This is a genomic window from Pseudarthrobacter linnaei (genome assembly GCF_055412825.1).
The window spans coordinates 1-22,724 of the sequence record NZ_JBVAYX010000026.1 but is presented as its reverse complement, the minus strand read 5'-3'; the positions used below and the strand labels follow the sequence as shown (position 1 = coordinate 22,724).

At 68.3% G+C, this 22,724-nt stretch carries 20 protein-coding genes and 1 tRNA gene; 14 read left to right on the top strand and 7 right to left on the bottom strand.

Features of this window, described 5'->3' with window-relative positions:
- From ACZYZ3_RS16855 to ACZYZ3_RS16835, 5 genes are all read left to right on the top strand, one after another.
- Window positions 1-1,110, top strand: coding sequence for a prephenate dehydrogenase (locus tag ACZYZ3_RS16855; RefSeq protein WP_463964956.1), 1,110 nt, complete (start codon window positions 1-3; stop codon window positions 1,108-1,110).
- On the top strand, window positions 1,110-1,838 hold the full coding sequence (cmk, locus tag ACZYZ3_RS16850; RefSeq protein ID WP_463964955.1) for a (d)CMP kinase: 729 nt from the start codon (window positions 1,110-1,112) through the stop codon (window positions 1,836-1,838). The genes ACZYZ3_RS16855 and cmk overlap by 1 nt, the downstream gene beginning before the upstream one ends.
- Before the next feature lie 79 nt (window positions 1,839-1,917).
- A complete protein-coding gene (locus ACZYZ3_RS16845) occupies window positions 1,918-2,598 on the top strand; it encodes a lysophospholipid acyltransferase family protein (protein WP_463903259.1) in 681 nt (226 codons plus the stop codon).
- Entirely contained in the window at window positions 2,595-4,145 is a 1,551-nt protein-coding gene (der, locus tag ACZYZ3_RS16840) for a ribosome biogenesis GTPase Der (protein WP_463964954.1), read from the top strand. The genes ACZYZ3_RS16845 and der overlap by 4 nt, the downstream gene beginning before the upstream one ends.
- A 153-nt stretch (window positions 4,146-4,298) precedes the next feature.
- Window positions 4,299-4,375, top strand: a tRNA-Pro gene (locus tag ACZYZ3_RS16835).
- A gap of 103 nt (window positions 4,376-4,478) precedes the next feature.
- Here ACZYZ3_RS16835 and ACZYZ3_RS16830 read toward each other — a convergent pair.
- On the bottom strand, window positions 4,479-5,348 hold the full coding sequence (locus ACZYZ3_RS16830) for an Fpg/Nei family DNA glycosylase (protein ID WP_463964953.1): 870 nt from the start codon (window positions 5,346-5,348) through the stop codon (window positions 4,479-4,481).
- 147 nt (window positions 5,349-5,495) lie between these two features.
- Here ACZYZ3_RS16830 and gcvH point away from each other — a divergent pair, with 147 nt between their 5' ends.
- The 5 genes from gcvH (at window position 5,496) to ACZYZ3_RS16805 (ending at window position 8,613) form a co-directional block, all read left to right on the top strand.
- Window positions 5,496-5,882, top strand: coding sequence for a glycine cleavage system protein GcvH (gcvH, locus tag ACZYZ3_RS16825; protein WP_463964952.1), 387 nt, complete (start codon window positions 5,496-5,498; stop codon window positions 5,880-5,882).
- Window positions 5,883-6,034: 152 nt separating this feature from the next.
- Window positions 6,035-6,511 carry an FHA domain-containing protein gene (locus tag ACZYZ3_RS16820; RefSeq protein ID WP_463964951.1) on the top strand — a complete coding sequence of 159 codons (477 nt, stop codon included), beginning with the start codon at window positions 6,035-6,037 and terminating at the stop codon, window positions 6,509-6,511.
- A 23-nt stretch (window positions 6,512-6,534) separates the two neighbouring features.
- On the top strand, window positions 6,535-7,251 hold the full coding sequence (ftsR, locus tag ACZYZ3_RS16815; protein WP_463964950.1) for a transcriptional regulator FtsR: 717 nt from the start codon (window positions 6,535-6,537) through the stop codon (window positions 7,249-7,251).
- Window positions 7,251-7,754 (top strand): bifunctional nuclease family protein, encoded by a 504-nt coding sequence (locus ACZYZ3_RS16810; protein ID WP_463964949.1) that lies wholly within the window; start codon window positions 7,251-7,253, stop codon window positions 7,752-7,754. Before ftsR ends, ACZYZ3_RS16810 begins: the two co-directional genes overlap by 1 nt.
- 262 nt (window positions 7,755-8,016) lie before the next feature.
- Window positions 8,017-8,613, top strand: a complete 597-nt coding sequence (locus ACZYZ3_RS16805) for a MerR family transcriptional regulator (protein WP_463964948.1) — start codon at window positions 8,017-8,019, stop codon at window positions 8,611-8,613.
- Window positions 8,614-8,733: 120 nt separating this feature from the next.
- Here the strand turns inward: ACZYZ3_RS16805 and ACZYZ3_RS16800 are convergent, their stop codons facing one another.
- Entirely contained in the window at window positions 8,734-9,579 is an 846-nt protein-coding gene (locus ACZYZ3_RS16800; protein WP_463964947.1) for a ParA family protein, read from the bottom strand.
- A 349-nt stretch (window positions 9,580-9,928) separates the two neighbouring features.
- On the opposite strand from ACZYZ3_RS16800, the gene ACZYZ3_RS16795 reads away from it, so the two are divergent.
- A complete protein-coding gene (locus ACZYZ3_RS16795; RefSeq protein ID WP_463964946.1) occupies window positions 9,929-13,324 on the top strand; it encodes a pyruvate carboxylase in 3,396 nt (1,131 codons plus the stop codon).
- 197 nt (window positions 13,325-13,521) lie between these two features.
- Here the strand turns inward: ACZYZ3_RS16795 and ACZYZ3_RS16790 are convergent, their stop codons facing one another.
- Window positions 13,522-15,342: an AMP-dependent synthetase/ligase gene (locus tag ACZYZ3_RS16790; RefSeq protein WP_463964945.1), complete on the bottom strand. Its 1,821-nt coding sequence runs from the start codon at window positions 15,340-15,342 to the stop codon at window positions 13,522-13,524.
- Window positions 15,343-15,523: 181 nt separating this feature from the next.
- On the opposite strand from ACZYZ3_RS16790, the gene ACZYZ3_RS16785 reads away from it, so the two are divergent.
- Window positions 15,524-16,615, top strand: coding sequence for an ROK family glucokinase (locus tag ACZYZ3_RS16785; protein WP_463964944.1), 1,092 nt, complete (start codon window positions 15,524-15,526; stop codon window positions 16,613-16,615).
- A 73-nt stretch (window positions 16,616-16,688) separates the two neighbouring features.
- On the opposite strand, the gene ACZYZ3_RS16780 is transcribed toward ACZYZ3_RS16785, so the two are convergent.
- Genes ACZYZ3_RS16780 through ACZYZ3_RS16770 form a run of 3 tightly spaced genes read right to left on the bottom strand, consistent with a single transcriptional unit; the run spans window position 16,689 to window position 19,019 of the window.
- Window positions 16,689-17,405, bottom strand: a complete 717-nt coding sequence (locus ACZYZ3_RS16780; RefSeq protein WP_463964943.1) for a hypothetical protein — start codon at window positions 17,403-17,405, stop codon at window positions 16,689-16,691.
- Window positions 17,398-18,201, bottom strand: coding sequence for an alpha/beta hydrolase (locus ACZYZ3_RS16775; RefSeq protein WP_463964942.1), 804 nt, complete (start codon window positions 18,199-18,201; stop codon window positions 17,398-17,400). Before ACZYZ3_RS16775 ends, ACZYZ3_RS16780 begins: the two co-directional genes overlap by 8 nt.
- Window positions 18,198-19,019, bottom strand: coding sequence for an alpha/beta hydrolase (locus tag ACZYZ3_RS16770; protein ID WP_463964941.1), 822 nt, complete (start codon window positions 19,017-19,019; stop codon window positions 18,198-18,200). Before ACZYZ3_RS16770 ends, ACZYZ3_RS16775 begins: the two co-directional genes overlap by 4 nt.
- Before the next feature lie 112 nt (window positions 19,020-19,131).
- Here ACZYZ3_RS16770 and ACZYZ3_RS16765 point away from each other — a divergent pair, with 112 nt between their 5' ends.
- Both ACZYZ3_RS16765 and ACZYZ3_RS16760 read left to right on the top strand, forming a co-directional pair.
- Window positions 19,132-19,875 carry a lysophospholipid acyltransferase family protein gene (locus tag ACZYZ3_RS16765; protein ID WP_463964940.1) on the top strand — a complete coding sequence of 248 codons (744 nt, stop codon included), beginning with the start codon at window positions 19,132-19,134 and terminating at the stop codon, window positions 19,873-19,875.
- Window positions 19,876-19,999: 124 nt separating this feature from the next.
- Window positions 20,000-21,388 carry a class II 3-deoxy-7-phosphoheptulonate synthase gene (locus ACZYZ3_RS16760; protein WP_463964977.1) on the top strand — a complete coding sequence of 463 codons (1,389 nt, stop codon included), beginning with the start codon at window positions 20,000-20,002 and terminating at the stop codon, window positions 21,386-21,388.
- A gap of 92 nt (window positions 21,389-21,480) precedes the next feature.
- Here ACZYZ3_RS16760 and ACZYZ3_RS16755 read toward each other — a convergent pair.
- A partial coding sequence (locus ACZYZ3_RS16755) for a PASTA domain-containing protein (RefSeq protein WP_463964939.1) occupies window positions 21,481-22,724 on the bottom strand: 1,244 nt, incomplete at its 5' end.

Below are 22,724 nucleotides of genomic sequence, written 5' to 3'. Positions count from 1 at the left end.
ATGTCCGCCTTTCGCACCCACGGCCGCGGCCACCTCAACGGCCCGGTGGTGGTCGTGGGGACCGGGCTCCTTGGCACCAGCATCGGGCTGGGGCTGCGGGGCCGCGGAGTGGCAGTCTTCCTCTCCGACCCTTCGCCCACGAACCAGGCCGTCGCCGTCGATATCGGCGCGGGCCTGCCTTTGGCGCGCCTTGACGGCGAGCAGCCGGAACTCGTGGTGGTCGCTGCACCGCCCGACGTCACGGCGGACGTGGTGGAACGCGCCCTCAAGGACTATCCGGCGGCCACAGTCGTGGACATTGCCAGCGTGAAGGCGGCCATCCTGGCCGAGCTCCGCGCCCGGGGCGCTGACCTCGGCCGCTACGTGGGCACCCACCCGATGGCCGGCCGGGAAAAGTCGGGCCCGGTCGCAGCCCGCGGTGAGCTCTTCACCTCGATGCCGTGGGTCCTGTGCCCCGCGGACGAGACCCTGCCCCAGTCCCTGCAGGCGGCGCGCGCACTGGCCGTGGACCTGGGCGCCGTGGTGTCCGAATTCGGCGCCGAGGAACACGACGAGGCCGTGGCGCTGGTGTCGCACGTGCCGCAGGTGGTGTCCTCGCTCGTGGCCAGCCGGCTGCAGGGCACGCCCCTGCACGCGCTGTCCCTCGCCGGGAACGGCCTGCGGGACGTCACCCGGATCGCGGCAAGTGATCCGACCCTGTGGGTGCAAATCCTCGGCGCGAACGCGGACAAGGTAGTCGAGATCCTGCACGGGGTCCGCGAGGACCTCAACCGGCTCATCGGGACGCTTGAGAACCCGACTGCGCCCGGTGCCCGGCTCGACCTTGCCCAGCTGATCAGCGAAGGCAACGCAGGCCAGGCCCGCATCCCGGGCAAACACGGCGGACCTCCGCAGGCCTACTCCTGGCTGACCGTCCTGGTGGATGACACGCCTGGACAGATCGCCAGGCTGCTGACGGAGATCGGCGAGATCGGCGTCAACCTCGAGGACCTCCGGCTCGACCACTCCTCCGGCCAGAACGTGGGCATGGTGGAAATCTCCGTGCTGCCGAACAAGCACGAACTGTTAATCGAAGCCCTCAATGACCGTGGATGGCGGGTACTCCAGTAATGACCCAGGAACTTATCGAAACCGTGGACGTCCTCCGCCCCGGAAAGAGCCTTGTCGTCGCCATCGACGGGCCGTCCGGATCGGGCAAGTCCAGCGTCAGTAAAGAGGTGGCACGCCGGCTCAAACTGGCCTACCTCGATACCGGCGCCATGTACCGTGCCCTGACCTGGTTCTGCCTGGACAGCGGCACGGACCTGGGCGACGGCGCCGCCGTCGAGGCCGCCTCCAAAAGCTTCCCGCTGGACATCAGCACCAGCCCGCTGGAGGAACACGTGCTGGTCGGCGGCACCGACGTCACCCTCGCGATCCGCGAACCGTCGATCTCCGCCGCCGTCAGCGCCGTCGCCACCACCCTCGGCGCCCGCACCGAGCTGATCCGCCGGCAGCGCGAGCTGATCGAAAAGCACCACCGCCGCATGGTGGTCGAAGGCCGGGACATCACCACCGTCGTCGCGCCCCACGCCGAGGTGCGGATGCTCCTCACCGCGAGCGAAGAAGCGCGACTGCGCCGCCGCGGCATCCAGCTCGGCGGCAGCCAGAGCGTCGAACAGCTCGCAGCGCAGGTCACCGGACGCGACGCGAAGGACTCGACCGTGGTGAACTTCACCCGGGCAGCCGACGGTGTGGTGACGTTGGACTCCTCGGAGCTCGACTTCGCCGAAACCGTCGACGCCGCGCTCAGTATCGTGGACAGCATCGTCAACCATCAGGGCCTCCACCGTGACTGACGCCGCGCAGCAGCCGGCTGTTCCGTCCGCGGCCCGGGCCACGCTGCCGGCCCGCTGGACCACCATCTGGAGCCGGCCCGTGGGCTGGACCCTGAACCATGTCCTCTACCGGACGTCGGTCACCGGGCGGTCCAACGTGCCGGCGACAGGTCCGGTGATCTTCGCCGGCAACCACATCAGTTTCCTGGACGGACCGGTGATGTTCGGGGCGTCACCGCGCGCCATGCACATCCTGGTCAAGCAGGAAATGTTCACCGGCTTCCTCGGCCGCGTGCTGCGGGCCTCCGGGCAGCTGGCGGTGGACCGCTCGGGCGACCGGGCGGCGCTCCTCGCAGCCAAGGGTGTGCTCGACGCCGGACGGTGCGTCGGCATTCTGCCCGAAGGCACGCGGGGGAGTGGTGAAGCCTCCGCCATCAACAAAGGGGTGGCCTGGCTCGCCCTGAACTCCGGCGCGACCGTGGTGCCCGTGGCCATCCTCGGGACCCGGACGGGCGGGGAACACCTCGACGCCGTGCCCAGGCTGCGCCGGAGGCTGCACGTCAGCTTCGGCGGAGCCCTCAATGTCAGCCGCAGGCCCGGCGAGACCGGGCGTGTTTCAATGGACAGGGCCGGAACCGAGATCCGCGCCGCGCTGGCCCGCCATGTCCAGGACTCGATCCAAAGAACCGGGCAGCCCTTGCCCGACGCGGATTCCCCGCAAGAACGTCATGAAGCAGTAGCCGGGACGCCGGCAGATCACCCCATAAGGAAAGTGCAATGAGCGATACGACTCAAACCTCCGGCCAATTTGGCGCCGGCGAAGACGAATACACGCCCACCGGCACGGACCAGGTGGCCGAGCACCTTGCCGCCCTGGACGATGAGGAAGCCGAGGTCCGCGCGGCCTCCCTCCGGGCCGGCCTGGACGACTACGATCTGGACGAAGACGACGCCGCCCTCCTGAGTGGCGAGTACGACGATGAGGAATTCGACGGTCCGGTCAAGCTTGATCCGGTCCTGGCCATCATCGGCCGGCCCAATGTGGGCAAGTCCACCCTGGTGAACCGCATCCTGGGCCGCCGCGAAGCCGTGGTGGAAGACACCCCGGGCGTCACGCGCGACCGGGTGATGTACTCGGCCACCTGGAACGGCCGGAACTTCACGGTCGTCGACACCGGCGGCTGGGAGCACGATGCCCGCGGCATCCACGCCCGCGTTGCCGAACAGGCCGAGATGGCCGTGGAACTCGCTGACGCCGTGCTGTTCGTCGTCGACTCCGCCGTGGGCGCGACCGCCACGGACGAAGCCGTCGTGAAGATGCTCCGCAAGTCCAAGAAGCCGGTCATCATGGTGGCCAACAAGGTGGATGACTTCGCGCAGGAAGCCGACTCGGCCACGCTTTGGGGCCTCGGTTTCGGCGAGCCCTACCCGGTCTCGGCACTGCACGGCCGCGGGGTCGCCGACCTGCTGGACCATGTCATGGACACACTTCCCGAGTTCTCCACGATCGAAGGCCTGGAGCGCTCCGGCGGTCCGCGCCGCATCGCCCTGATCGGGCGGCCGAACGTGGGCAAGTCCTCGCTGCTGAACAAGCTGGCCGGTTCCGAGCGGGTTGTCGTGGACAACACCGCCGGCACCACGCGTGACCCGGTCGACGAATTCATCGAACTCGGCGGCCGCACCTGGCGTTTCGTGGACACCGCCGGTATCCGCCGCCGCCAGCACATGGCGCAGGGCGCCGACTTCTACGCCTCGCTGCGCACGCAGAGCGCGCTCGAAAAGGCGGAGGTCGCCGTCGTGCTCCTCGCAGTGGACGAAGTGCTCAGCGAGCAGGACGTCCGCATCCTGCAGCTGGCCATCGAATCCGGCCGTGCCCTGGTGCTCGCGTTCAACAAGTGGGACCTCCTGGACGACGAACGACGCATCTACCTGGAGCGTGAAATCGAGCAGGACCTGGCCCACGTGGCCTGGGCGCCGCGCGTCAACATCTCGGCGCTGACCGGGTGGCACAAGGACAGGCTGGTCCCGGCCCTCGACACGGCCCTGGAAAGCTGGGACAAGCGCATTCCCACCGGGCGGCTCAACGCCTTCCTCGGCGAGCTGGTCGCGGCACACCCGCACCCGGTCCGCGGCGGCAAGCAGCCCCGCATCCTCTTCGGCACGCAGGCCTCCAGCCGACCGCCGAAGTTCGTGCTCTTCACCACGGGCTTCCTGGACCCGGGGTACCGCCGCTTCATCACGCGCCGGCTCCGGGAAACCTTCGGATTCGAGGGCACGCCGATCGAGGTCAACATGCGTGTGCGGGAAAAGCGCGGCAAGAAGCGTTAATTCCGGCACACCTGGCCCGTGGCATGCGGAAAGTGTCACGGGCACCCTCCGGAATCGTGTAAGCTTTTGGAGGTGGTTCGGCCGGACTGCTCAGACGAAATTCTCCTCGATACACAAGGGAATGACGTCGGGAGCGGAGAACGGCGGAACCAGCGGGCTGTAGCGCAGCTTGGTAGCGCACTTGACTGGGGGTCAAGGGGTCGCAGGTTCAAATCCTGTCAGCCCGACCAGCAGAAAGTACCCCGCCATTCCCGACCAGGGAGTGGCGGGGTTTTCTGTTGTCCGGGTGCTGCTGGCGGCTGGCCCCTTACCTGCTGCCGCTGGTTCCGGCGGCTACTTCAGGAACCGCGACGTCCGGCGGTCGGCCAGGATTTTTCCCTGCGTCTGGCAGCCGGGACAGTACTGCAGGGCCGTGTCAGCGAAGGACACCTCGCGGACGGTGTCCCCGCACACCGGGCACGCTTCGCCGGTCCGCCCGTGGACCCTCATGTGGGTCCGTTTGGTGTCCTTGAGTTCACCGGGCGGTTTGCCGCTCGCCTCCCGCAGCGCTGTTCCCAGGATGCCGTGGATCGAGTCGTAGAGCCGCTGGACCGCCTCCCGGTCCAGGGTCCTGGCAAGGGCGAACGGTGACGTCCGGGCAGCGTGCAGGATCTCGTCGCTGTAGGCGTTTCCAATGCCGGCGATGATGCTTTGGCTTCGCAGGACCCCCTTGATCTGCTGCGAACTGGAACCAAGGATCCGCGCCAGGGCATCGGCGTCGAACCCGGCGCTGAACGGGTCCGGCCCCAGCGCGGCAATCCCGGGAACGTCGGGGGGATCCCGGACGACGTACACCGCCAGGCTCTTCTTCGTGCCGGCCTCGGTCAGGTCGAGATCCATGGGGCCGGACGGGCCGGAAAACGACAGCCGCACCGCGATGTGCCCCTTTCCCATTTTCAGGGGGGTGCCGGTGGGGGCGTCGGTGAAGCGGACCCAGCCGGCCCGCGCCAGGTGGAAGACAAAACACAGCCCCCCGGCCTCCAGGCTGACGAACTTGCCGAAGCGGCGCACCCCGGTCACGGTCCGGCCCTCCAGTTCGGAGATAGGGGGATCCGCCGTTTTGAGCACGGCGAAGGAGACGATCTGGATCTTCGTGACGGCAGCGCCGGCCAGACGCGCGGCCAGGAAGTCCGCCAGGGCAGCCACCTCCGGAAGTTCGGGCATGGCCTAGCCGTTACCGGGAATTTCCGTCATCGCCCCATCATGCCAGAGTCCTCCCCGGGTCCGACGGGATGTGCCTATACTTTCAGCGGCGGACCGTTCACATACCCCGCCGCCGATATTGGTGATTGATCCGACGAAAGGCCCGTCATGAGCATCATTCCCGAAGAGCTGTCCTACACCGCAGAACACGAGTGGGTTTCCGCCCCTAACGCCGACGGCGTCGTGCGCGTAGGCATCACTGATTTTGCCCAGGACGCCCTTGGGGACGTCGTCTATGCCCAGATGCCGGAGGCAGGCACGACGATCAAGGCAAACGACGTGATCGGCGAGGTCGAGTCCACCAAGAGCGTCAGCGACATCTACGCCCCGGTGTCCGGTGAAGTGGTGTCCCGCAACGATGCCCTGGACACGGATTCCGCCCTGATCAATTCGGATCCCTACGGCGAGGGCTGGCTGATGGAAATCAAGCTGGCGGAAGCCGACGCGATCGAGTCGCTCCTCAGTGCATCGGAGTACGAACAGCAGGTAGGCTAAAGCTAAACGCCATTCGGTCCGGGTCGTTGTTCCCAACGTTGGGAAACCAGCCAAACGACGCCCCGCCGGAGGGTTGAATCCCGGATTTGCCAGGCACTTCCGGACGGCATGCGTTGTTTGCAGGGGGGACACCTGCACGAATGGAGGAATCAATGTTTGGGCACGAACGCAACAACACCGGTGACGGTTTTGGCACGGGTGGAGTGAAGTCTTCGGAGACCACGTCGATCAACCTCACGCCGGTCCGCGATGAACCCACGATCACCCCGAAGCTCTCGGCTGAGGAGCGGACCGCCGTGGAGGCGCTGCCGTACGGCTCGGCACTGCTGGTCGCGCACAGCGGCCCGAACATGGGCGCGCGCTTCCTGCTGGACTCGGACGTCACGACGGCGGGCCGGCACCCGGACGCCGATATCTTCCTTGACGATGTCACGGTCTCGCGGCGGCACGTCGAGTTCCGCCGTACGCCGCTCAGCTTCGAAGTGGTGGACACCGGCAGCCTGAACGGCACCTACGTGAACCACGACCGCGTCGACAGTGTCGGGCTGAAGTCCGGCAACGAAGTGCAGATCGGGAAGTTCCGCCTCACCTTCTACCTCAGCCCTGCCCGCGCAGCAGGCAACGTCTGATTCCGGGGTAGCTGCCTGTGGCCATGGCACAAGCGGAACGGCGCGGACCCCAGGTTCTGAACATCGGGGAGGTCCTGGCTCAGCTAAGCGACGACTTCCCCAGCATGACCGCGTCAAAAATTCGGTTCCTCGAGGAAAAGGGACTGATCAACCCCCAGCGGACCCCCGCCGGGTACCGGCAGTACGGCGAGAACGACGTCGAGCGGCTGCGATTCGTGCTCGCCCTCCAGCGCGACCAGTACCTGCCGTTGAAGGTCATCAAGGACTACCTCGACGCCATCGACCGGGGCGAACGGCCGGACAACCTGCCCCCTGGCGTGACGGTCTCGCCGCGGATCGTCTCCGAGGAGCTGGCCTCCGAGCTCCAGAACCGGGTCCGCCGGCTCAGCGAGGAACAGCTCCGGGCCGAGTCCGGCGCCAGCGTGCCGCTGGTCGAGTCGCTCCTGAGCTATGGCCTGATCGGCCACGTCAACGGCAAATTTGATGAGCACGCCCTCCAGGTCGCACGCGCCTGCGTCCAGCTGGAGAGCCACGGCCTGGAGCCACGGCACCTGCGGCCGTTCCAGGCCGCCGCCGAACGCGAGTTCGGGCTGGTGGAACGCGCGGTGGCCACCCTGACCTCGCGCAAGGATGCCGCTTCGCAGGCCCGCGCCGCCGAAGCCGCCCGGGAGATCAGCGAGCTGTGCCTGACGCTGCACCGCGCCCTGGTCCAAGACCGCATCTCGAGGATGGACATCTGATGATTGAGGTGGAAATTGTTGGCGTGCGGATAGAGCTTCCGTCCAACCAGCCACTCGTCCTGCTCAAGGAGATCCACGGGGAGCGGCATGTGCCGATCTGGATCGGCACCCCCGAGGCCAGCGCCATCGCCCTGGCCCAGCAGGGGGTCGTGCCGCCGCGCCCCATGACCCACGACCTGCTGATCGACGTCGTGGAAACCCTCGGCCACACGATCGTCAGCGTCAACATCGTCGCCGTGGAGGACAATGTCTTCTACGGGCAGCTCCAGTTTGAGAACGGGACCACGGTCAGTTCCCGGGCCTCCGACGCCCTCGCGCTGGGCCTCCGCGCCAAGTGCCGGATCTGGTGCGCCGACGCCGTGATGGAAGAGGCCGGCGTGCGGATCACCGAACACGACGAGGGCGAGGACACCCATCCGGGTCCCGCCGTCGACGAGGAAGGGGAGCTGCGCCGTTTCCGCGAGTTCCTCGACGACGTGGAACCTGAGGATTTCGCGGGCTGACATCACGTTAAGGTTAAAGTCGAGGCTGAAAGTTTCGACACGCCCCGGCAATACCCCGAACGTCTTTGACCTTGGGCCCTGGCAGGCCTAACGTCAGAAGTACAGGTTCCCATTGCACGCAACAGCCGCTCAGGTCACACTGGAAGGTGCAGCCCGGCGGAATTACACGGATGAATTTTATCCACCCGTGGTTTCTTTTCGCTAGGGATAACGGGTTGTTACTGCAAATGTCCGCAGGGGAGCCACGACAAGGAGGATCCACGTGAGTCCGAAAGGCGAAGCAGGCGAGCTTAACCAGCCCTCGACGGCCGGTGTGGCCGTGCCGGCCAGCGGTGCCCAGGGTCTGCTGTTCACCGAGGATCTCCCTGTTCTGGACGAGGATGCGGGCTACCGCGGCCCGACGGCCTGCAAGGCAGCGGGCATCACCTACCGCCAGCTGGACTACTGGGCACGCACCGGGCTGGTCGAACCCGCCGTTCGCGGCGCCGCCGGTTCCGGTTCGCAGCGCCTCTACGGTTTCCGCGACATCCTGGTCCTCAAGGTCGTCAAGCGGCTCCTTGATACCGGCGTGTCCCTGCAGCAGATCCGCACCGCCGTCGAGCATCTCCGGGAGCGCGGCGTCGAGGATCTTGCCCAGATCACCCTGATGAGTGACGGCGCCAGCGTGTACGAGTGCACTTCGGCCGACGAGGTCATCGACCTCGTCCAGGGCGGACAGGGCGTCTTCGGCATCGCCGTCGGCCGTGTCTGGCGGGAAGTGGAAGGCAGCCTCGCAGCGCTTCCCAGCGAACATGTCAGCGTCCAGTCCTTCCCGGACGACGAACTCAGCAAGCGCCGGGCCACCCGCAAGATCGGCTAGGCGCCGGCCCCCACCAACGCCCCAAAAAGCAACGCGGGGTCACCTGGCGCCCATCACGGCATGATGGATGGGCGGCAAGTGACCCCGCGTTGCTTTTGCTTTGGGGGTTCCCGGGGCTGGCTAGCGGTGCAGGCGGTCCCGGGCGGCCGTCGGCCGGCTGTCCGCGGCCAGCAGGTTGGCCAGCAGGGCGTCGAACAGGGCGGCGGCGTTCTTGGCCGACTCCCCGGGCCAGTGGTGGATGGAGTGTGCGGCGCCCTGGATTTGCTGCCAGTTGGCCTGCTCCGGGATGTGCGGTGAGAGCAGCAGCCGGCCGAACATGGACTCCATCTCGGCGAGGCGGAAGGTGTGCTCGGCGGATCCGCTGCGTACCCGGTTCGCAACGATGCCGGCCGGGGAGAGGTTCGGGGCGAATTCCTGCCGGAACAGCTGGATGGCGCGCAGGGTGCGTTCCGTGCCCGCAACCGAGAAGAGCCCGGGCTCGGCCACAAGGGTGACCTTGTCGCTGGCGGACCAGGCCATCCGGGTGAGCCCGTTCAGGGAGGGCGGGCAGTCCACGAGGACCAGCTCGTACTTGTCCGCGCCGGCCAGCACTGCGGAGAGCCGGCGCAGGTCGCGTCGTCCGAGGTCCGGGCGGTCATAAACGCCGGTGAACGCGGAGCCGACGGCCACATCCAGAACGGCGGGCGACGAGCCTGCGGGCGCCACACCGTAGGCGGCGGTGCGCTCCACCCAGCCGCTGGGGACCACGTTTTCGGACAGGCGGGCCCGCCGGGGCGCCTTGAGCATCCGGCCGATGTCCTGCTGGTCTCCAGGCCGGACTCCGAGGGCCGTGCTCGCATCCGCGTGCGGATCAAGGTCGACGACGAGGGTGGGGATGCCGGCGGCCAATGCCGCGGACGCCAATCCGGTGGTCACCGATGTCTTGCCGACACCGCCTTTGAGGCTGCTGATGCTGACTACTTGCACTTGAAAAACCAATACCTAACGCCGGTTGCCGGGACGGGGTCCTGCCGGCTCCTGCGTTCTCCGGAGCCGGGGCGAGAATGCGCCACCCATCTCTCATCATATGTTGCCGTCCCGCCTAATCCCTGCCTCATCTTGTGCCGGGGCGGCAGATCATGGATAAGCTTCAACCGGGGCCGGGATCCGGCCCTCCCTGGTGAAGCTGTTTGATGTACCTGCCTGACGTACGTGCCTAATCCGGCATACGTGACGTGCGCCGCTGTGACCGTCGACACAATAATTTGTGTTTGTCCGTGCAGGTCCTAGACACTGTGACCAATTACCGATACACCCGCGATGATGCAGGAGAAGTATGTTTTCGAAGATTCTGGTGGCCAACCGCGGCGAAATCGCGATCCGTGCCTTCCGTGCCGGCTACGAACTCGGTGCCAAAACTGTAGCCGTCTTCCCGAACGAGGACCGCAACTCCATTCACCGCCAAAAGGCCGACGAGGCGTATCTGATCGGTGAAGAGGGCCACCCCGTCCGGGCCTACCTCGATGTCGACGAAGTGGTGCGTGTGGCCAAGGAATCCGGAGCCGATGCCATCTATCCCGGTTACGGCTTCCTTTCCGAAAACCCGCGCCTGGCCCGGGCCGCGGCCGCGGCCGGCATCACCTTCGTGGGGCCGCCCGCCGAGGTCCTCGAACTGGCCGGCAACAAGGTCGCCGCGCTCGAGGCGGCCCGCAAGGCCGGCGTCCCGGTCCTGAAGTCCAGCCAGCCCTCCAAGGACGTCGACGAGCTCATCGCGGCCGCCGACGAGATCGGTTTCCCCATCTTTGCCAAGGCCGTCGCCGGCGGCGGCGGGCGCGGCATGCGCCGCGTCGAATCCCGCGACGCCCTGCCCGAAGCACTGCAGGCCGCCATGCGCGAAGCCGACGCGGCGTTCGGCGACCCGACCATGTTCCTGGAGCAGGCCGTTCTGCGCCCCCGCCACATTGAGGTCCAGATCCTGGCCGATGCGGAGGGCAACGTCATGCACCTCTTCGAGCGCGACTGCTCCATCCAGCGCCGCCACCAGAAGGTCATCGAGATCGCCCCGGCGCCGAACCTCGACGAAGGCATCCGGCAGGCGCTCTACCGCGACGCCGTGAAGTTCGCCAAGGCGCTGAACTACGTCAACGCGGGCACCGTGGAATTCCTCGTCGACACCGTGGGGGAGCGGGCAGGCCAGCACGTCTTCATCGAAATGAACCCGCGGATCCAGGTTGAGCACACCGTCACCGAGGAAGTCACCGACGTCGACCTCGTCCAGGCGCAGCTGCGCATCGCCGCCGGCGAGACCCTCGCGGACCTGGGCCTCTCCCAGGAGACGGTCCAGCTCAAGGGCGCGGCCCTGCAGTGCCGGATCACCACGGAGGACCCGGCCAACGGCTTCCGGCCCGACGTCGGCAAGATCACCGGCTACCGTTCGGCCGGCGGCGCCGGCGTCCGGCTCGACGGCGGCACCGTCTACTCCGGCGCTGAAATCAGCCCGCACTTCGACTCGATGCTGGTCAAGCTGACCTGCCGCGGCCGCGAGTACCCGGCCGCTGTGGCCCGGGCCCGCCGGGCCCTCGCCGAGTTCCGCATCCGCGGCGTCTCCACCAACATCTCGTTCCTGCAGGCCGTCCTGGACGACGCGGACTTCATCGCCGGCAACGTGGCCACCTCCTTCATTGACGAACGCCCGGAACTGCTCAACGCCCGGGTCTCCGCGGACCGCGGCACCAAGCTGCTGACCTGGCTCGCCGAAGTCACGGTGAACAAGCCCAACGGCGAGCTCACAGTCCACAGCGATCCCGCCGCCAAGCTCCCGGCACTGGACGACGACGCCGCCGCGCCGGGCTCCCGCCAGCGGCTGCTGGAGCTGGGCCCGGAAGGCTTCGCGCAGGCCCTGCGCGCGCAGAACGCCGTCGCCGTCACGGACACCACGTTCCGCGACGCGCACCAGTCCCTGCTCGCCACCCGCGTCCGCACCCGCGACCTCGTGGCCGCCGGCCCGGCCGTGTCCAAGCTCCTCCCGGAACTGCTCTCCGTCGAGGCCTGGGGCGGCGCGACCTACGACGTCGCGCTGCGCTTCCTCGGCGAGGATCCCTGGGACCGGCTCACGGCGCTGCGCAAGGCGCTGCCGAACGTCTGCCTGCAGATGCTCCTCCGCGGCCGCAACACAGTCGGCTACACCCCGTACCCCGAAGAGGTGACGGTGGCCTTCGTCAACGAGGCCGCCGCCACCGGCATCGACATCTTCCGCATCTTCGACGCGCTCAACGACGTCAACCAGATGGCCCCGGCCATCCGCGCCGTCCGCGACACCGGCACGGCCGTCGCGGAGGTGGCCCTCTGCTACACCGCCGACATGCTGGACCCGGACGAGACGCTCTATACCCTGGACTACTACCTGGAGCTGGCCCAGAAGATCGTCGACGCCGGCGCGCACATTCTGGCGATCAAGGACATGGCCGGGCTCCTGCGTCCCGCCGCCGCTGCCCGCCTCGTGACGGCCCTGCGCGAGCGCTTCGACCTCCCGGTCCACCTGCACACGCACGACACCGCCGGCGGCCAGCTGGCCACGCTGCTGGCAGCGGTCGACGCCGGAGTGGACGCCGTGGACGTGGCCTCCGCCTCGCTCGCCGGCACCACCAGCCAGCCCTCGGCGTCCGCGCTGGTGGCAGCCCTGGTCCACACGCCCCGCGACACCGGGCTGAGCCTGGCGAACGTGTGCGCCCTGGAACCCTACTGGGAGGCCGTCCGCCGCGTCTACGCACCGTTCGAATCCGGCCTGCCGGGCCCCACCGGCCGGGTCTACCAGCACGAAATCCCCGGCGGCCAGCTCTCCAACCTGCGCCAGCAGGCGATCGCGCTTGGCCTCGGGGAGCGGTTCGAGGCCATCGAGGACATGTACACCGCCGCCGACCGGATCCTCGGCCGGCTGGTGAAGGTCACCCCCTCCTCCAAGGTCGTCGGAGACCTGGCCCTGCACCTCGTGGGACTCAACGCCGACCCCGCGGACTTCAACGAAAACCCGCAGAAGTACGACATCCCGGATTCCGTGATCGGCTTCCTCTCCGGTGAACTGGGCGATCCTCCCGGAGGCTGGCCGGAACCGTTCCGGACCAAGGCGCTGCAGGGCCGCACCGTCAAGGTCCGCGACGTCGAGCTCAGCGCCGAGGACAGCGCCGCCCTGAGGTCCGATTCAAAGACCGTGCAGCAAACCCTGAACCGGCTGCTCTTCGCCGGTCCCGCCAAGGACTACCAGAAGAGTGTGGAGTCCTACGGCAACCTCTCGGTGCTGGACACCCGCGACTACCTCTTCGGGCTGCAGCGCGGCGCCGAGCACGAGATCGAGCTGGAGAAGGGCGTCCGCCTGATCGCCTCGCTCGAAGCGGTCTCGGAACCGGACGAGAAGGGCATGCGCACCGTGATGTGCACGCTCAACGGACAGTCCCGCCCGGTCGTGGTCCGCGACCGTTCCGTGGTCAGCAACGTCAAGGCCGCCGAACGTGCCGACACCTCCCAGCCCGGCCAGGTGGCCGCACCGTTCGCCGGCGCCGTCACCCTGACCGTCAAGTCCGGCGACGAGGTCAAGGCCGGCGACACTGTCGCCACGATCGAGGCCATGAAGATGGAGGCGTCCATTACGACGCCGGTTGCCGGCAAGGTCTCGCGCCTCGCCGTGGGTGCGATCGAACAGGTCCAGGGCGGAGACCTGCTGCTGGTCGTCGAATAACCGCCACGCACCACCGCGCGAGCGCCACCGCGCGAGCACTGCACGACAAGAAGGAAGGGTCCTTCCGGCCGAGAGGCTGGAAGGACCCTTCTTGTTCGAACACTTAAAGCAACGCGGGGTCAGATGCGGCCCATCAGCAGGCCGCTGACGGGCGGTATCTGACCCCGCGTTGCTTCGGCGGGTTGCTTTGGCGCCGCTTAGACCTGGGCAGGACGCGGGGTGCCGTACATTTCCTCGATGACGTTCTCGAAGTCCTTCATCACCTGGGCCCGCTTGACCTTCATCGACGGCGTGAGGTGTCCGGAGGCCTCGGTGAAGTCGGCCGGCACGATCCGGAAGGACTTAATGGCCTCGGCCTGGGACACCGTCTGGTTGGCACCGTTGATGAGTTCCTGCACCGCGGCCTTGACCACCGGGTTGTCGGTGGCCTCGGCAAGGGTCGTGGAGGCGGGCAGCCCGTGGCGGTGCAGCCAGCCGGGCAGGGCTTCCTCGTCGAGGGTGACCAGCGCGCCGATGAAGGGGCGGTTGTCACCGACCACCAGCACCTGGGAGACCAGCGCGTCGGCACGGATCTGGTCCTCGAGCAGGGCCGGCACAACGTTCTTCCCGCTGGCCGTGACGATGATTTCCTTTTTGCGACCGGTGATGGTCAGGAACCCCTGCGCATCGAGCTGTCCGATGTCGCCGGTCCGGAACCAGCCATCGACAAAGGACTCGCCGGAGAGGTCTTCGCGCTTGTAGTATCCGCGCATGACGCACACGCCCTTGGCGAGGATTTCGCCGTCGTCGGCGATCTTCACGGCATTGCCGGGAATCGGGGCGCCGACGGTGCCGATCTTAATCAAATCCGGCGTGTTAACCGTGACGGGTGCCGTGGTCTCGGTGAGCCCGTAGCCTTCCAGGATCTGCATGCCAATGCCCTGGAAGAAGTGCCCCAGCCGCTCGCCCAGCGGGCCGCCGCCGGAGACGGCGTGGGCCACCTCGCCGCCCATGGCCGCGCGGAGCTTGCTGTAGACGAGCTTGTCGAAGACGGTGTGCTTGAGCTTGAGGCCCAGACCGATCTTGCCGGCCTGGCGTGCGCGGGAGAACTCGATGGCGGTGTCCGCGGCGCGGTGGAAGATGGCGCCCTTGCCGCCGTCCTCTGCCTTGGTCAGTGCCGAGTTGTAGACCTTTTCGAAGACCCGCGGCACCGCCAGGATGAAGGTCGGCTTATAGCTCTGCAGGTCCGGCAGGAGGTTCTTGATGTCCGGCGTGTGCGCCACCGTGACGCCGGCGGCGACCGCGAGCACCGAGATGTAACGTGCGAACACGTGGGCCAGGGGCAGGAACATGATGGTCCGGGCATGCTCGTGGACGATCGTGTTCAGCGAGGTGGCGAGCGCGTTTTCGGAGAGTTCCACGAAGTTGCCGTGGGTCAGCTCGCAGCCCTTGGGCCGTCCGGTGGTCCCCGAGGTGTAGATGATGGTGGCGAGGTCCTTGAGGGAGGCCAGGCTGCGCCGTGCCTCCAGCTCCTCATTACTGACCGTCGCGCCGGCGGCGCGGACCTCGTCCAGGCCGGTTCCCTCGAGCTGCCAGACGTGGGCCAGCGCGGTGAGGCCTTCGGAGGTTGCGGCCTGCCGGATGACGGTCTCGTGGTGGGCGGACTCGCCGAACGCGGCAACGGCGCCGGAATCGCCCAGGTTCCAGGCGACCTGGGAGGGGGATGAGGTCTCATAGATCGGCACGGACACGGCACCGGCGAACCAGATGGCGAAGTCGATGAGGGCCCACTCATACCGGGTGCGGGACATGATACCGACCCTGTCGCCGGCACCCACGCCGCTGGCCATCAGGCCCTTGGCGAGCAGCGAGACATCCGCCAGGAAATCGGTGGCCCGGATGTCCTGCCATTGTCCGGCCGCGTCCAGGCGGGAGAACAGGGCCGGGTTGGACGCCTTCGCAGCCTGGCGCAGGACCAGGTCGGTGACGTTCATTTCCGGGGGGACGGTGACCAGGGGCGGGACACTGATTTCTCGCACGTTAGCTCCTTTGATATCCATGGACCCGCAAGGGGTACGACTAACACTAGTATGCGGTCGAAAGCATGTGTGTTCCACCACACCTACTGGCGAGTAACCTTACGGTTTGATAACCACTTGGTTCCGGCCGCGGCCGTGATCCGGCCTCTGCCCTCCGTTCCGGCGAATAGGATAAGGAACCATGCACACACCTACATCCGGGCAGCAGCCCGGCCCGTACCGGAGGACGGCCGCCTGGCGGCGCAGGACGCTGGCGGGCGCAGCCGCCGGACCGGCCGGCCAGGGCTTCCGTGAGCACCTGCGGCTGGGCCGCAAAGGCCTCGCCATCGGGGTGGACATTGGCGGCACCAAGGTGGCGGCCGGTGTGGTCGATGCGGAGGGCAGGATCCTCGCCCAGGCCAAGCGGTCCACTCCCGGCAACGACCCCCGTGCGGTCGAACAGGTGATTGTGGAGCTGGTGGAGGAACTGGGCGAAGGTCATCGGATCTGGTCGGTCGGGATCGGTGCGGCCGGCTGGATGGACCTTGACGGCGGGACCGTACTGTTCAGCCCCCATCTTGCGTGGCGCAACGAGCCCCTCCGGGACAACCTGCAGCGGCTGCTCCGCCGGCCGGTGCTGCTGACCAACGACGCCGATGCGGCCGGCTGGGCGGAGTGGCGCTTTGGGGCCGGGCAGGGCCAAAACCGCCTGGTCTGCATTACCCTCGGCACCGGGATCGGCGGTGCCATGGTGATGGACGGCCGGCTGGAACGCGGGCGCTTCGGCGTGGCCGGTGAGTTCGGCCACCAGATCATCATGCCCGGCGGCCACCGCTGCGAGTGCGGCAACCGGGGCTGCTGGGAGCAGTACGCCTCCGGCAACGCACTCGGCCGGGAAGCTCGGGAACTCGCCGCCGCCAATTCCCCGGTGGCCCAGGAGCTGCTCAAAGCGGTGGACGGCCACGCGGAGCGCATCACCGGGGTGATTGTCACCGAACTGGCCAAGGCCGGTGACCCGACCTCCCGGGAGCTGCTGGAGGATGTCGGGGAGTGGCTCGGTTTGGGCCTCGCCAACCTCGCCGCGGCGCTGGATCCGGGCAAGTTCGTGATTGGCGGCGGACTCTGCGACGCCGGTGAACTGCTGGTTGGCCCGGCCCGGAAGGCCTTCGCCCGGAACCTGACCGGCCGCGGGTTCCGGCCCGCGGCGGAAATCGAGCTCGCAGCCCTGGGCCCGAATGCGGGCCTGATCGGTGCAGCGGACCTGTCCCGGGTCAGCAGCCGCATGCACAGCTAGCCGATCCTGGGCCGGCCGCGGCCTGCACCGGGTGCGGCCGGAGGCGCACGGCCGATCGGGCGGACCCGGTCAGCTAGATGCGTGCGCCGTCGTCGTGTTCGTCCTTTTCGCCCGGCAGCTTCATGATCAGGAAGACCACCGACGCCGCGAAGGCGGCCACCATGCCCAGGATGGCCATCAACGGGGCGGAGCGCCAGAACATCGCGGCGATCAGGAGCGCTACGGGGCCACCGACGGCCCCCAGCCAGGCCAGCACCGTCAGCGGGTCGGTTCCGGCGAGGCTGGGCGGTTCCTCAGGCACGAACTCGCCCGGGCCCAGCGGGTCGTCCTCCGTGCCCTCGTAGTCCCGCGGCCCGGGGGCAGCCCCGGGGCGGTCGGCGGCGGCGCCGGCCGGGGGGCCGCCGTCCGCGTGGCGCTGCGCCTGCCGCTCCTCGGCGGAAAGCTCAATCGGCACCCCGACGGAAAGCCCCAGCGGGTCGAAGTCGCTGAAGGGCCGCGGGGCGGAGCCGGCAGGGTCGGCGGCGGGCGGGTCGTCCGCGCCGGGTGCGTCCGGCACTCCGGGGCCCTCCGCACGGTCCGCGGCACCGCTGCCTTCCCGGACGTCCGCGGCACCGCTGCCTTCCCGGACGTCCGGGCCGCCAAGGCCGTCCCGGGCTTCCGGGCCTTCCGGGATCACGGGGCGGGCAGCCGCAGCCGTGTCCCTGCCTTCCAGCCTCGCGACCAGGTCCAGCCAGACGGCGTCGTCCTGGTTGGCGCTGGAATCCGCGGAGTTGGGGTCCGGTCTAGTCATCTGCCGTGTCCTTTTGGCTAGCGTGGGCGGCGTCCGGGCCGCCTCCCGCACCCAGTGACCGGATAAATTCGGCCGTGCCGCGGAAGATCTCGGGCGCGTCGTTGTCCATCGTAGCCACGTGGTAGCTGTTTTCCAGCCGGATCACCTCCAGCGGCGCGTGGGTCAGTCCCCGGCGGAGGGCCACCATGCTCGAGTCGGAGACCACATGGTCCACCGCGGAGCGGTACACCCGCACCGGGGCGGTGATCCGGGGGAGCAGCCGCACGGTGTCCTTGAACATCCTGTTCAGTTCGTGCGCCGCGGCAACGGGTGTGCGGGGGTAGGCACCCTCGACGATGCCTTCTTTGAGGATGTCGTTGGCAATCGCCGGGGTGCTCTTGAGCACGAATTTCAGGATGCCGGCCAGCGGTGCCCGGGGATCGTCAATGACCAGGCCGGGGTTCACCAGCACGGCGCCGGCGACCGGCCGCGTGGCCGCAATCCGCAGCGCCAGCGCCCCGCCCATCGACAGCCCGGCCACGAAGACCCGCTCACATTCCCCGGCGAGCTCAAGGTAGGCGGCGTCCAGCGCCGCGTGCCAGTCCTGCCAGCGGGTCCGGGCCAGGTCCTGCCAGCTGGTGCCATGCCCGGGCAGCAGTGGCATCCGCACGGCGTAGCCGGCGTCGGCCAGCGACCTGGCCCAGTCCCGGACGCCGTGCGGGCTGCCGGTGAAACCATGCGACACGACGACGCCGGTGCGGGGCCCGGTTCCGGTGAACGGGCTGCTGAACGGTGTGTGGTCCAGGGGGATGGTCATGGAGTCTCCGGGTTGCTGGTGGCGGGCTGGTCCGGTCCCGCCGCGGACGGCGTCGCGGCGGCTGCATGGTGCAGGAAGAACCGGGCGGACCGCTCGAAGATCAGCGGGGCGTCGACGTCGAGCGTGGCCACGTGCCCGCTGGCCGGCAGACGGACCACTTCCAGCTCGCGCGACCCCAGTCCCTTCCGCAGCAGCTCGAGCGAGGAGGGCGGGACCACGATGTCGGTGGCGGACTTGAACACGAGCGCCGGGGCGGCGACGGCAGGCAGTTCGCGCCGCGCCGCCTTGAAGAGCCTGCTCAGCTGGTGGACGGCTTCCAGCGGAGTGAGCGTGTAGTCGCCGTCCTCGGTGGCGGGCGCCGCCGGCTGCGGTTCCTGGACGGGGACGGTGGTGCGCTGGATGTGTTTGAGCAGGCCGATGTAGCGCACCCTGCGGTCATAGAAGCTCAGTCCCGGATTGACGACGGCGACCCCGGTGACGTCGTGGCGCGCCGCCGTGCGCAGAGCAATGGTTCCGCCCATGGACAGCCCTGCCACGTAGCAGTGCCCGGTCCCGGCGGAGAGCTCCAGATAGGCGGCTTCAAAGGCCCGGTACCAGTCCTGCCAGCCGTGCCGGGCCAGGTCGCGCCAGTCCGTGCCATGTCCCGGCAGCAGCGGGACGGACACCGCGAAGCCCAGCCCGGCCAGATGCTCCGCCCAGGGCAGGACGCTCAGGGGGCTGCCGGTGAAGCCGTGGCAGATGGCCACGCCGATGCCCGCGTTGGCGCCGTGGCCGGGATAACGGAACGCTGCGGGCGCCAGGGGAGTGCTTGCGGTCATGTGCCCATCGTGTCACTGTTCCGGACAAAACTCACTAGAGTAGGGTGTCATTGAAGTGCTGGCCGGGTCCGATGGAGGGCCGGCCAGACGCCTTCCGGAGAGGTTCCGCCACGTGTTTTATTGGTTCATGAAGACGTTCGTTCTCGGACCCGTCCTGAAGACGCTTTTCAGGCCGTGGGTCAAGGGCCTGGACAACGTCCCCAGCCAGGGCGCAGCCATTCTGGCGTCCAACCATCTCTCCTTTTCCGACTCCATCTTTATGCCGCTGATGGTGCCCCGCCCCGTCGTGTTCCTCGCAAAGTCGGAGTACTTCACCGGCAAGGGGGTCAAGGGCAGGCTGACGGCCGCCTTCTTCCGGCTGACCAACCAGCTGCCGATGGACCGTTCCGGCGGCGCGGCTTCCGCCCGCTCACTCGATGCCGGCATGGACGTGCTGAAGAACGGCTCGCTCCTGGGCATCTATCCCGAGGGCACCCGCAGCCCGGACTCCCGGCTGTACCGCGGCAAAGTGGGCGTGGCGCGGCTTGCCCTGCAGGCCCGCGTCCCGGTGATCCCGGTCGCGATGATCGGCACGGACAAGGTTCAGCCGATCGGCAAACGGATGCCCAACATCCGGCGCATCGGGATGATCTTCGGCGAGCCGCTGGACTTCAGCCGGTACTACGGCATGGAGGACGACCGGCTGATCCAGCGGTCCGTGACCGATGAGATCATGTACGAACTCATGCGGCTCTCCGGCCAGGAATACGTCGACGAGTACGCCGCCGTCGTCAAGCTCCGCCTCGCCGGGAAAGCCACCGAAGTGCCCGGGGACGGCGCCGCCGGCACCGGACCTGCTGCCCCGGAGAGTGTGTGACCGGAGCGTGTGACGGGCCGGGCGCAGTCAATGACGGCCCGGGTCCGACGATCGCCACGGAGGCAACTATCCTTAGAGGGTGACTGAGCTATCTGCGCCTTCGGCCTCCCCCCTGAACAGTTCCCTGAGCGGCTCGCCCGTGGCGGGCTCTGCCCTGACCAGCACCGCCCAGAGCGGTGCCGCTAACTATCCCGGCCTGGACCACTGGCGGGAGCTGCCGGCCTCCCAGCAGCCGAGCTGGTCGGACAAGGCCGTTTTCGAAGCCTCCGTCAAGGAACTCTCCGTGCTTCCCCCGCTCGTGTTCGCGGGCGAAGTGGACATCCTGCGCGAACGCCTCGCCGCTGCGGCGCAGGGCAAGGCGTTCCTGCTCCAGGGCGGCGACTGCGCGGAAACGTTCGAGGCCGCCACGGCGGACAAGATCAGCGCCCGCGTCCGCACCATCCTGCAGATGGCGGTGGTCCTCACCTACGGTGCCGCCATGCCGGTCATCAAGATGGGCCGGATGGCCGGGCAGTTCGCCAAGCCGCGGTCCTCCAACGATGAGACCCGTGAGGGCGTCACGCTCCCGGCCTACCGCGGCGACATCGTCAACGGCTACGACTTCACGCCGGAATCCCGGGCTCACGACGCCGGCCGGATGCTGAAGGCTTACCACACCTCCGCCTCCACCCTGAACCTGATCCGTGCGTTCACCCAGGGTGGCTTCGCGGACCTCCGGCTGGTGCACCAGTGGAACAAGGGTTTCACCGAAAACCCCGCCCACGCACGCTACGAGTCGCTGGCGCGGGATATCGATCGTGCCATCAAGTTCATGTCCTCCTGCGGCGCGGACTTCGAGGCCCTCAAGCGCGTGGAGTTCTACGCCAGCCACGAGGCGCTGCTGCTCGATTACGAGCGCGCCCTGACCCGCATCGACTCCCGCACGGGCTTCCCGTACGACACCTCCGCTCACTTCCTCTGGATCGGTGAGCGCACGCGCGAACTGGACCATGCCCACGTCGACTTCCTCTCGCGGGTCCGCAACCCGATTGGTGTGAAGCTGGGGCCGGGCACCAGCGGCGATGACGCGCTGCGCCTGATCGATAAGCTGGACCCGGACCGCGAACCCGGCCGCCTGACCTTCATCACCCGGATGGGCGCCGGCAACATCCGCGAGAAGCTGCCCCCGATCGTGGAGCGGGTCACCGCGTCCGGCGCCCAGGTCCTCTGGGTCACCGATCCGATGCACGGCAACACGGTCACCTCGCCGAACGGCTACAAGACCCGCAACTTCGACGACGTCATCGATGAGGTGCGCGGCTTCTTCGAGGTCCACCACGCGCTCGGCACGGTCCCTGGCGGGCTGCACGTCGAAATGACCGGCGACGACGTGGCCGAGTGCCTCGGCGGGGCCGATCCGGTCGACCAGGAGTCCTTCCTGGACCGCTACGAATCGGTCTGCGATCCGCGCCTGAACCACATGCAGTCCCTCGAGATGGCCTTCCTGGTGGCCGGGGCCCTGGCCAAGCGCTAAGAAAAGGTCCCGGCACCCGGGAGCTCCGCCCGGCTGGTTTCAGCCGGGCGGAGCCTCTTTAACCCTTGAACATCAACACTGGGCCGGCCCGGTCAGACCACGGTCAGGGTGATAACGGAGCCTTCCGGAACCTTCTTGTTCACGGGGTCCTGGTAACGGACCGTGCCGAAGAACCCGCCCAGAATATCCTCGACCTGGACTTCAAACCCCAGGCCCTCAAGTGCCTTGCGGGCCTCGTCGACCTGCTTGCCCACGAAGCTCGGAACGTCAACGAGCCTGGGCCCCTTGGAAACGGCCAGGGTCACAGTCCCGCCCCGGGTGAGGTTGCCGGAGGCCGGATCCTGTGACACCACGGAACCCTTGGGCACGGTCCGGTCGAAGACGGTTTCCGGCGAGACCACAGCCTTCAATCCGGCTGCTTCGATGGCCTTGACCGCGTCCCCCTGCTCCTGGCCCCGCACGTCCGGCACCGGAAGGGGCTGCGGGCCCTTGGACACGGTGAGGTCCACCGGGGTGCCGTGCCGGACCGGATTGCCGCTGCGCGGTGCCTGCGCCAGGACGGTGCCGGCGGGCTCGGATTCGTCAAAGGTCTCAGAGATCTGTCCGAGGGCCATGCCCGCGCCGTTGAGGGCCGTCTTGGCCTCGTCCAGGGACGTCCCGACCAGCTCCGGCAGGGGGAACAGCTCCGGGCCCCTGGACACCGCGAGGGACACCGGCTGGAACTTCCGGATGACTTCCCCGGCTGCGGGCTTAGATCCCACCACCAGCCCGGGGGCGACGTCGTCGTGGAACACGTCCTGGGTGGTGGACTGGAAGCCCGCCGTGCGGAGCAGCTGCTGGGCCTCAGCGACCGTCTTGTTCGTGAGTTGCGGAATCGTGCCGGGGGAGCCCGGCCCCATGCCGAAGAACCAGCCGGCCCCGCCGGCCAGCAGCGCCGCGGTGACCAGGACAAGTACCCAGAGCAGCCCCCGGCGCCGGGGGTTCCCCTCGCGCAGGCTCCGGACCGGAGTGGCCGCAGCACGCTGCCGCGCCTTTTCCTCGTCACGGTCGTGTTTGCGTTGCGCCCGCTTGCTGGCATGAACTGCCGCATCGTCCGTGTCGCCGTGGCTGTTGTAGGTGTCCGGGTAGGCCACGTCGTCAGGGGCGGATAGCGGGCCGTAGCCGGGGTGCCGTGGGGCCGCGGACATCACCGTGGTCGGGTTGCTGCCGCGGGCGATGAACTCGGTGGGCTGCTGCCGTCCGCCAATGATTTCGGTGGCGCCGTCGCCGTCGAGCGGTTCCGGCGAGCCGGCCGGGCGCCGGGCCGGCGGGCCCGGCGGGGGCGGCACGGCCGGCA

Excerpts from the sequence above, each read along its gene's own strand:
- cmk (WP_463964955.1), top strand. The coding sequence starts at position 1,110 with ATGACCCAGGAACTTATCGAAACCGTGGACGTCCTCCGCCCCGGAAAG.
- ACZYZ3_RS16775 (WP_463964942.1), bottom strand. The coding sequence starts at position 18,201 with ATGACCATCCCCCTGGACCACACACCGTTCAGCAGCCCGTTCACCGGA.
- ACZYZ3_RS16830 (WP_463964953.1), bottom strand. The coding sequence starts at position 5,348 with ATGCCCGAACTTCCGGAGGTGGCTGCCCTGGCGGACTTCCTGGCCGCG.
- ACZYZ3_RS16820 (WP_463964951.1), top strand. The coding sequence starts at position 6,035 with ATGTTTGGGCACGAACGCAACAACACCGGTGACGGTTTTGGCACGGGT.
- ACZYZ3_RS16810 (WP_463964949.1), top strand. The coding sequence starts at position 7,251 with ATGATTGAGGTGGAAATTGTTGGCGTGCGGATAGAGCTTCCGTCCAAC.
- gcvH (WP_463964952.1), top strand. The coding sequence starts at position 5,496 with ATGAGCATCATTCCCGAAGAGCTGTCCTACACCGCAGAACACGAGTGG.
- ACZYZ3_RS16780 (WP_463964943.1), bottom strand. The coding sequence starts at position 17,405 with ATGACTAGACCGGACCCCAACTCCGCGGATTCCAGCGCCAACCAGGAC.
- ACZYZ3_RS16770 (WP_463964941.1), bottom strand. The coding sequence starts at position 19,019 with ATGACCGCAAGCACTCCCCTGGCGCCCGCAGCGTTCCGTTATCCCGGC.
- ACZYZ3_RS16785 (WP_463964944.1), top strand. The coding sequence starts at position 15,524 with ATGCACACACCTACATCCGGGCAGCAGCCCGGCCCGTACCGGAGGACG.
- ACZYZ3_RS16795 (WP_463964946.1), top strand. The coding sequence starts at position 9,929 with ATGTTTTCGAAGATTCTGGTGGCCAACCGCGGCGAAATCGCGATCCGT.
- der (WP_463964954.1), top strand. The coding sequence starts at position 2,595 with ATGAGCGATACGACTCAAACCTCCGGCCAATTTGGCGCCGGCGAAGAC.
- ACZYZ3_RS16855 (WP_463964956.1), top strand. The coding sequence starts at position 1 with ATGTCCGCCTTTCGCACCCACGGCCGCGGCCACCTCAACGGCCCGGTG.
- ftsR (WP_463964950.1), top strand. The coding sequence starts at position 6,535 with ATGGCACAAGCGGAACGGCGCGGACCCCAGGTTCTGAACATCGGGGAG.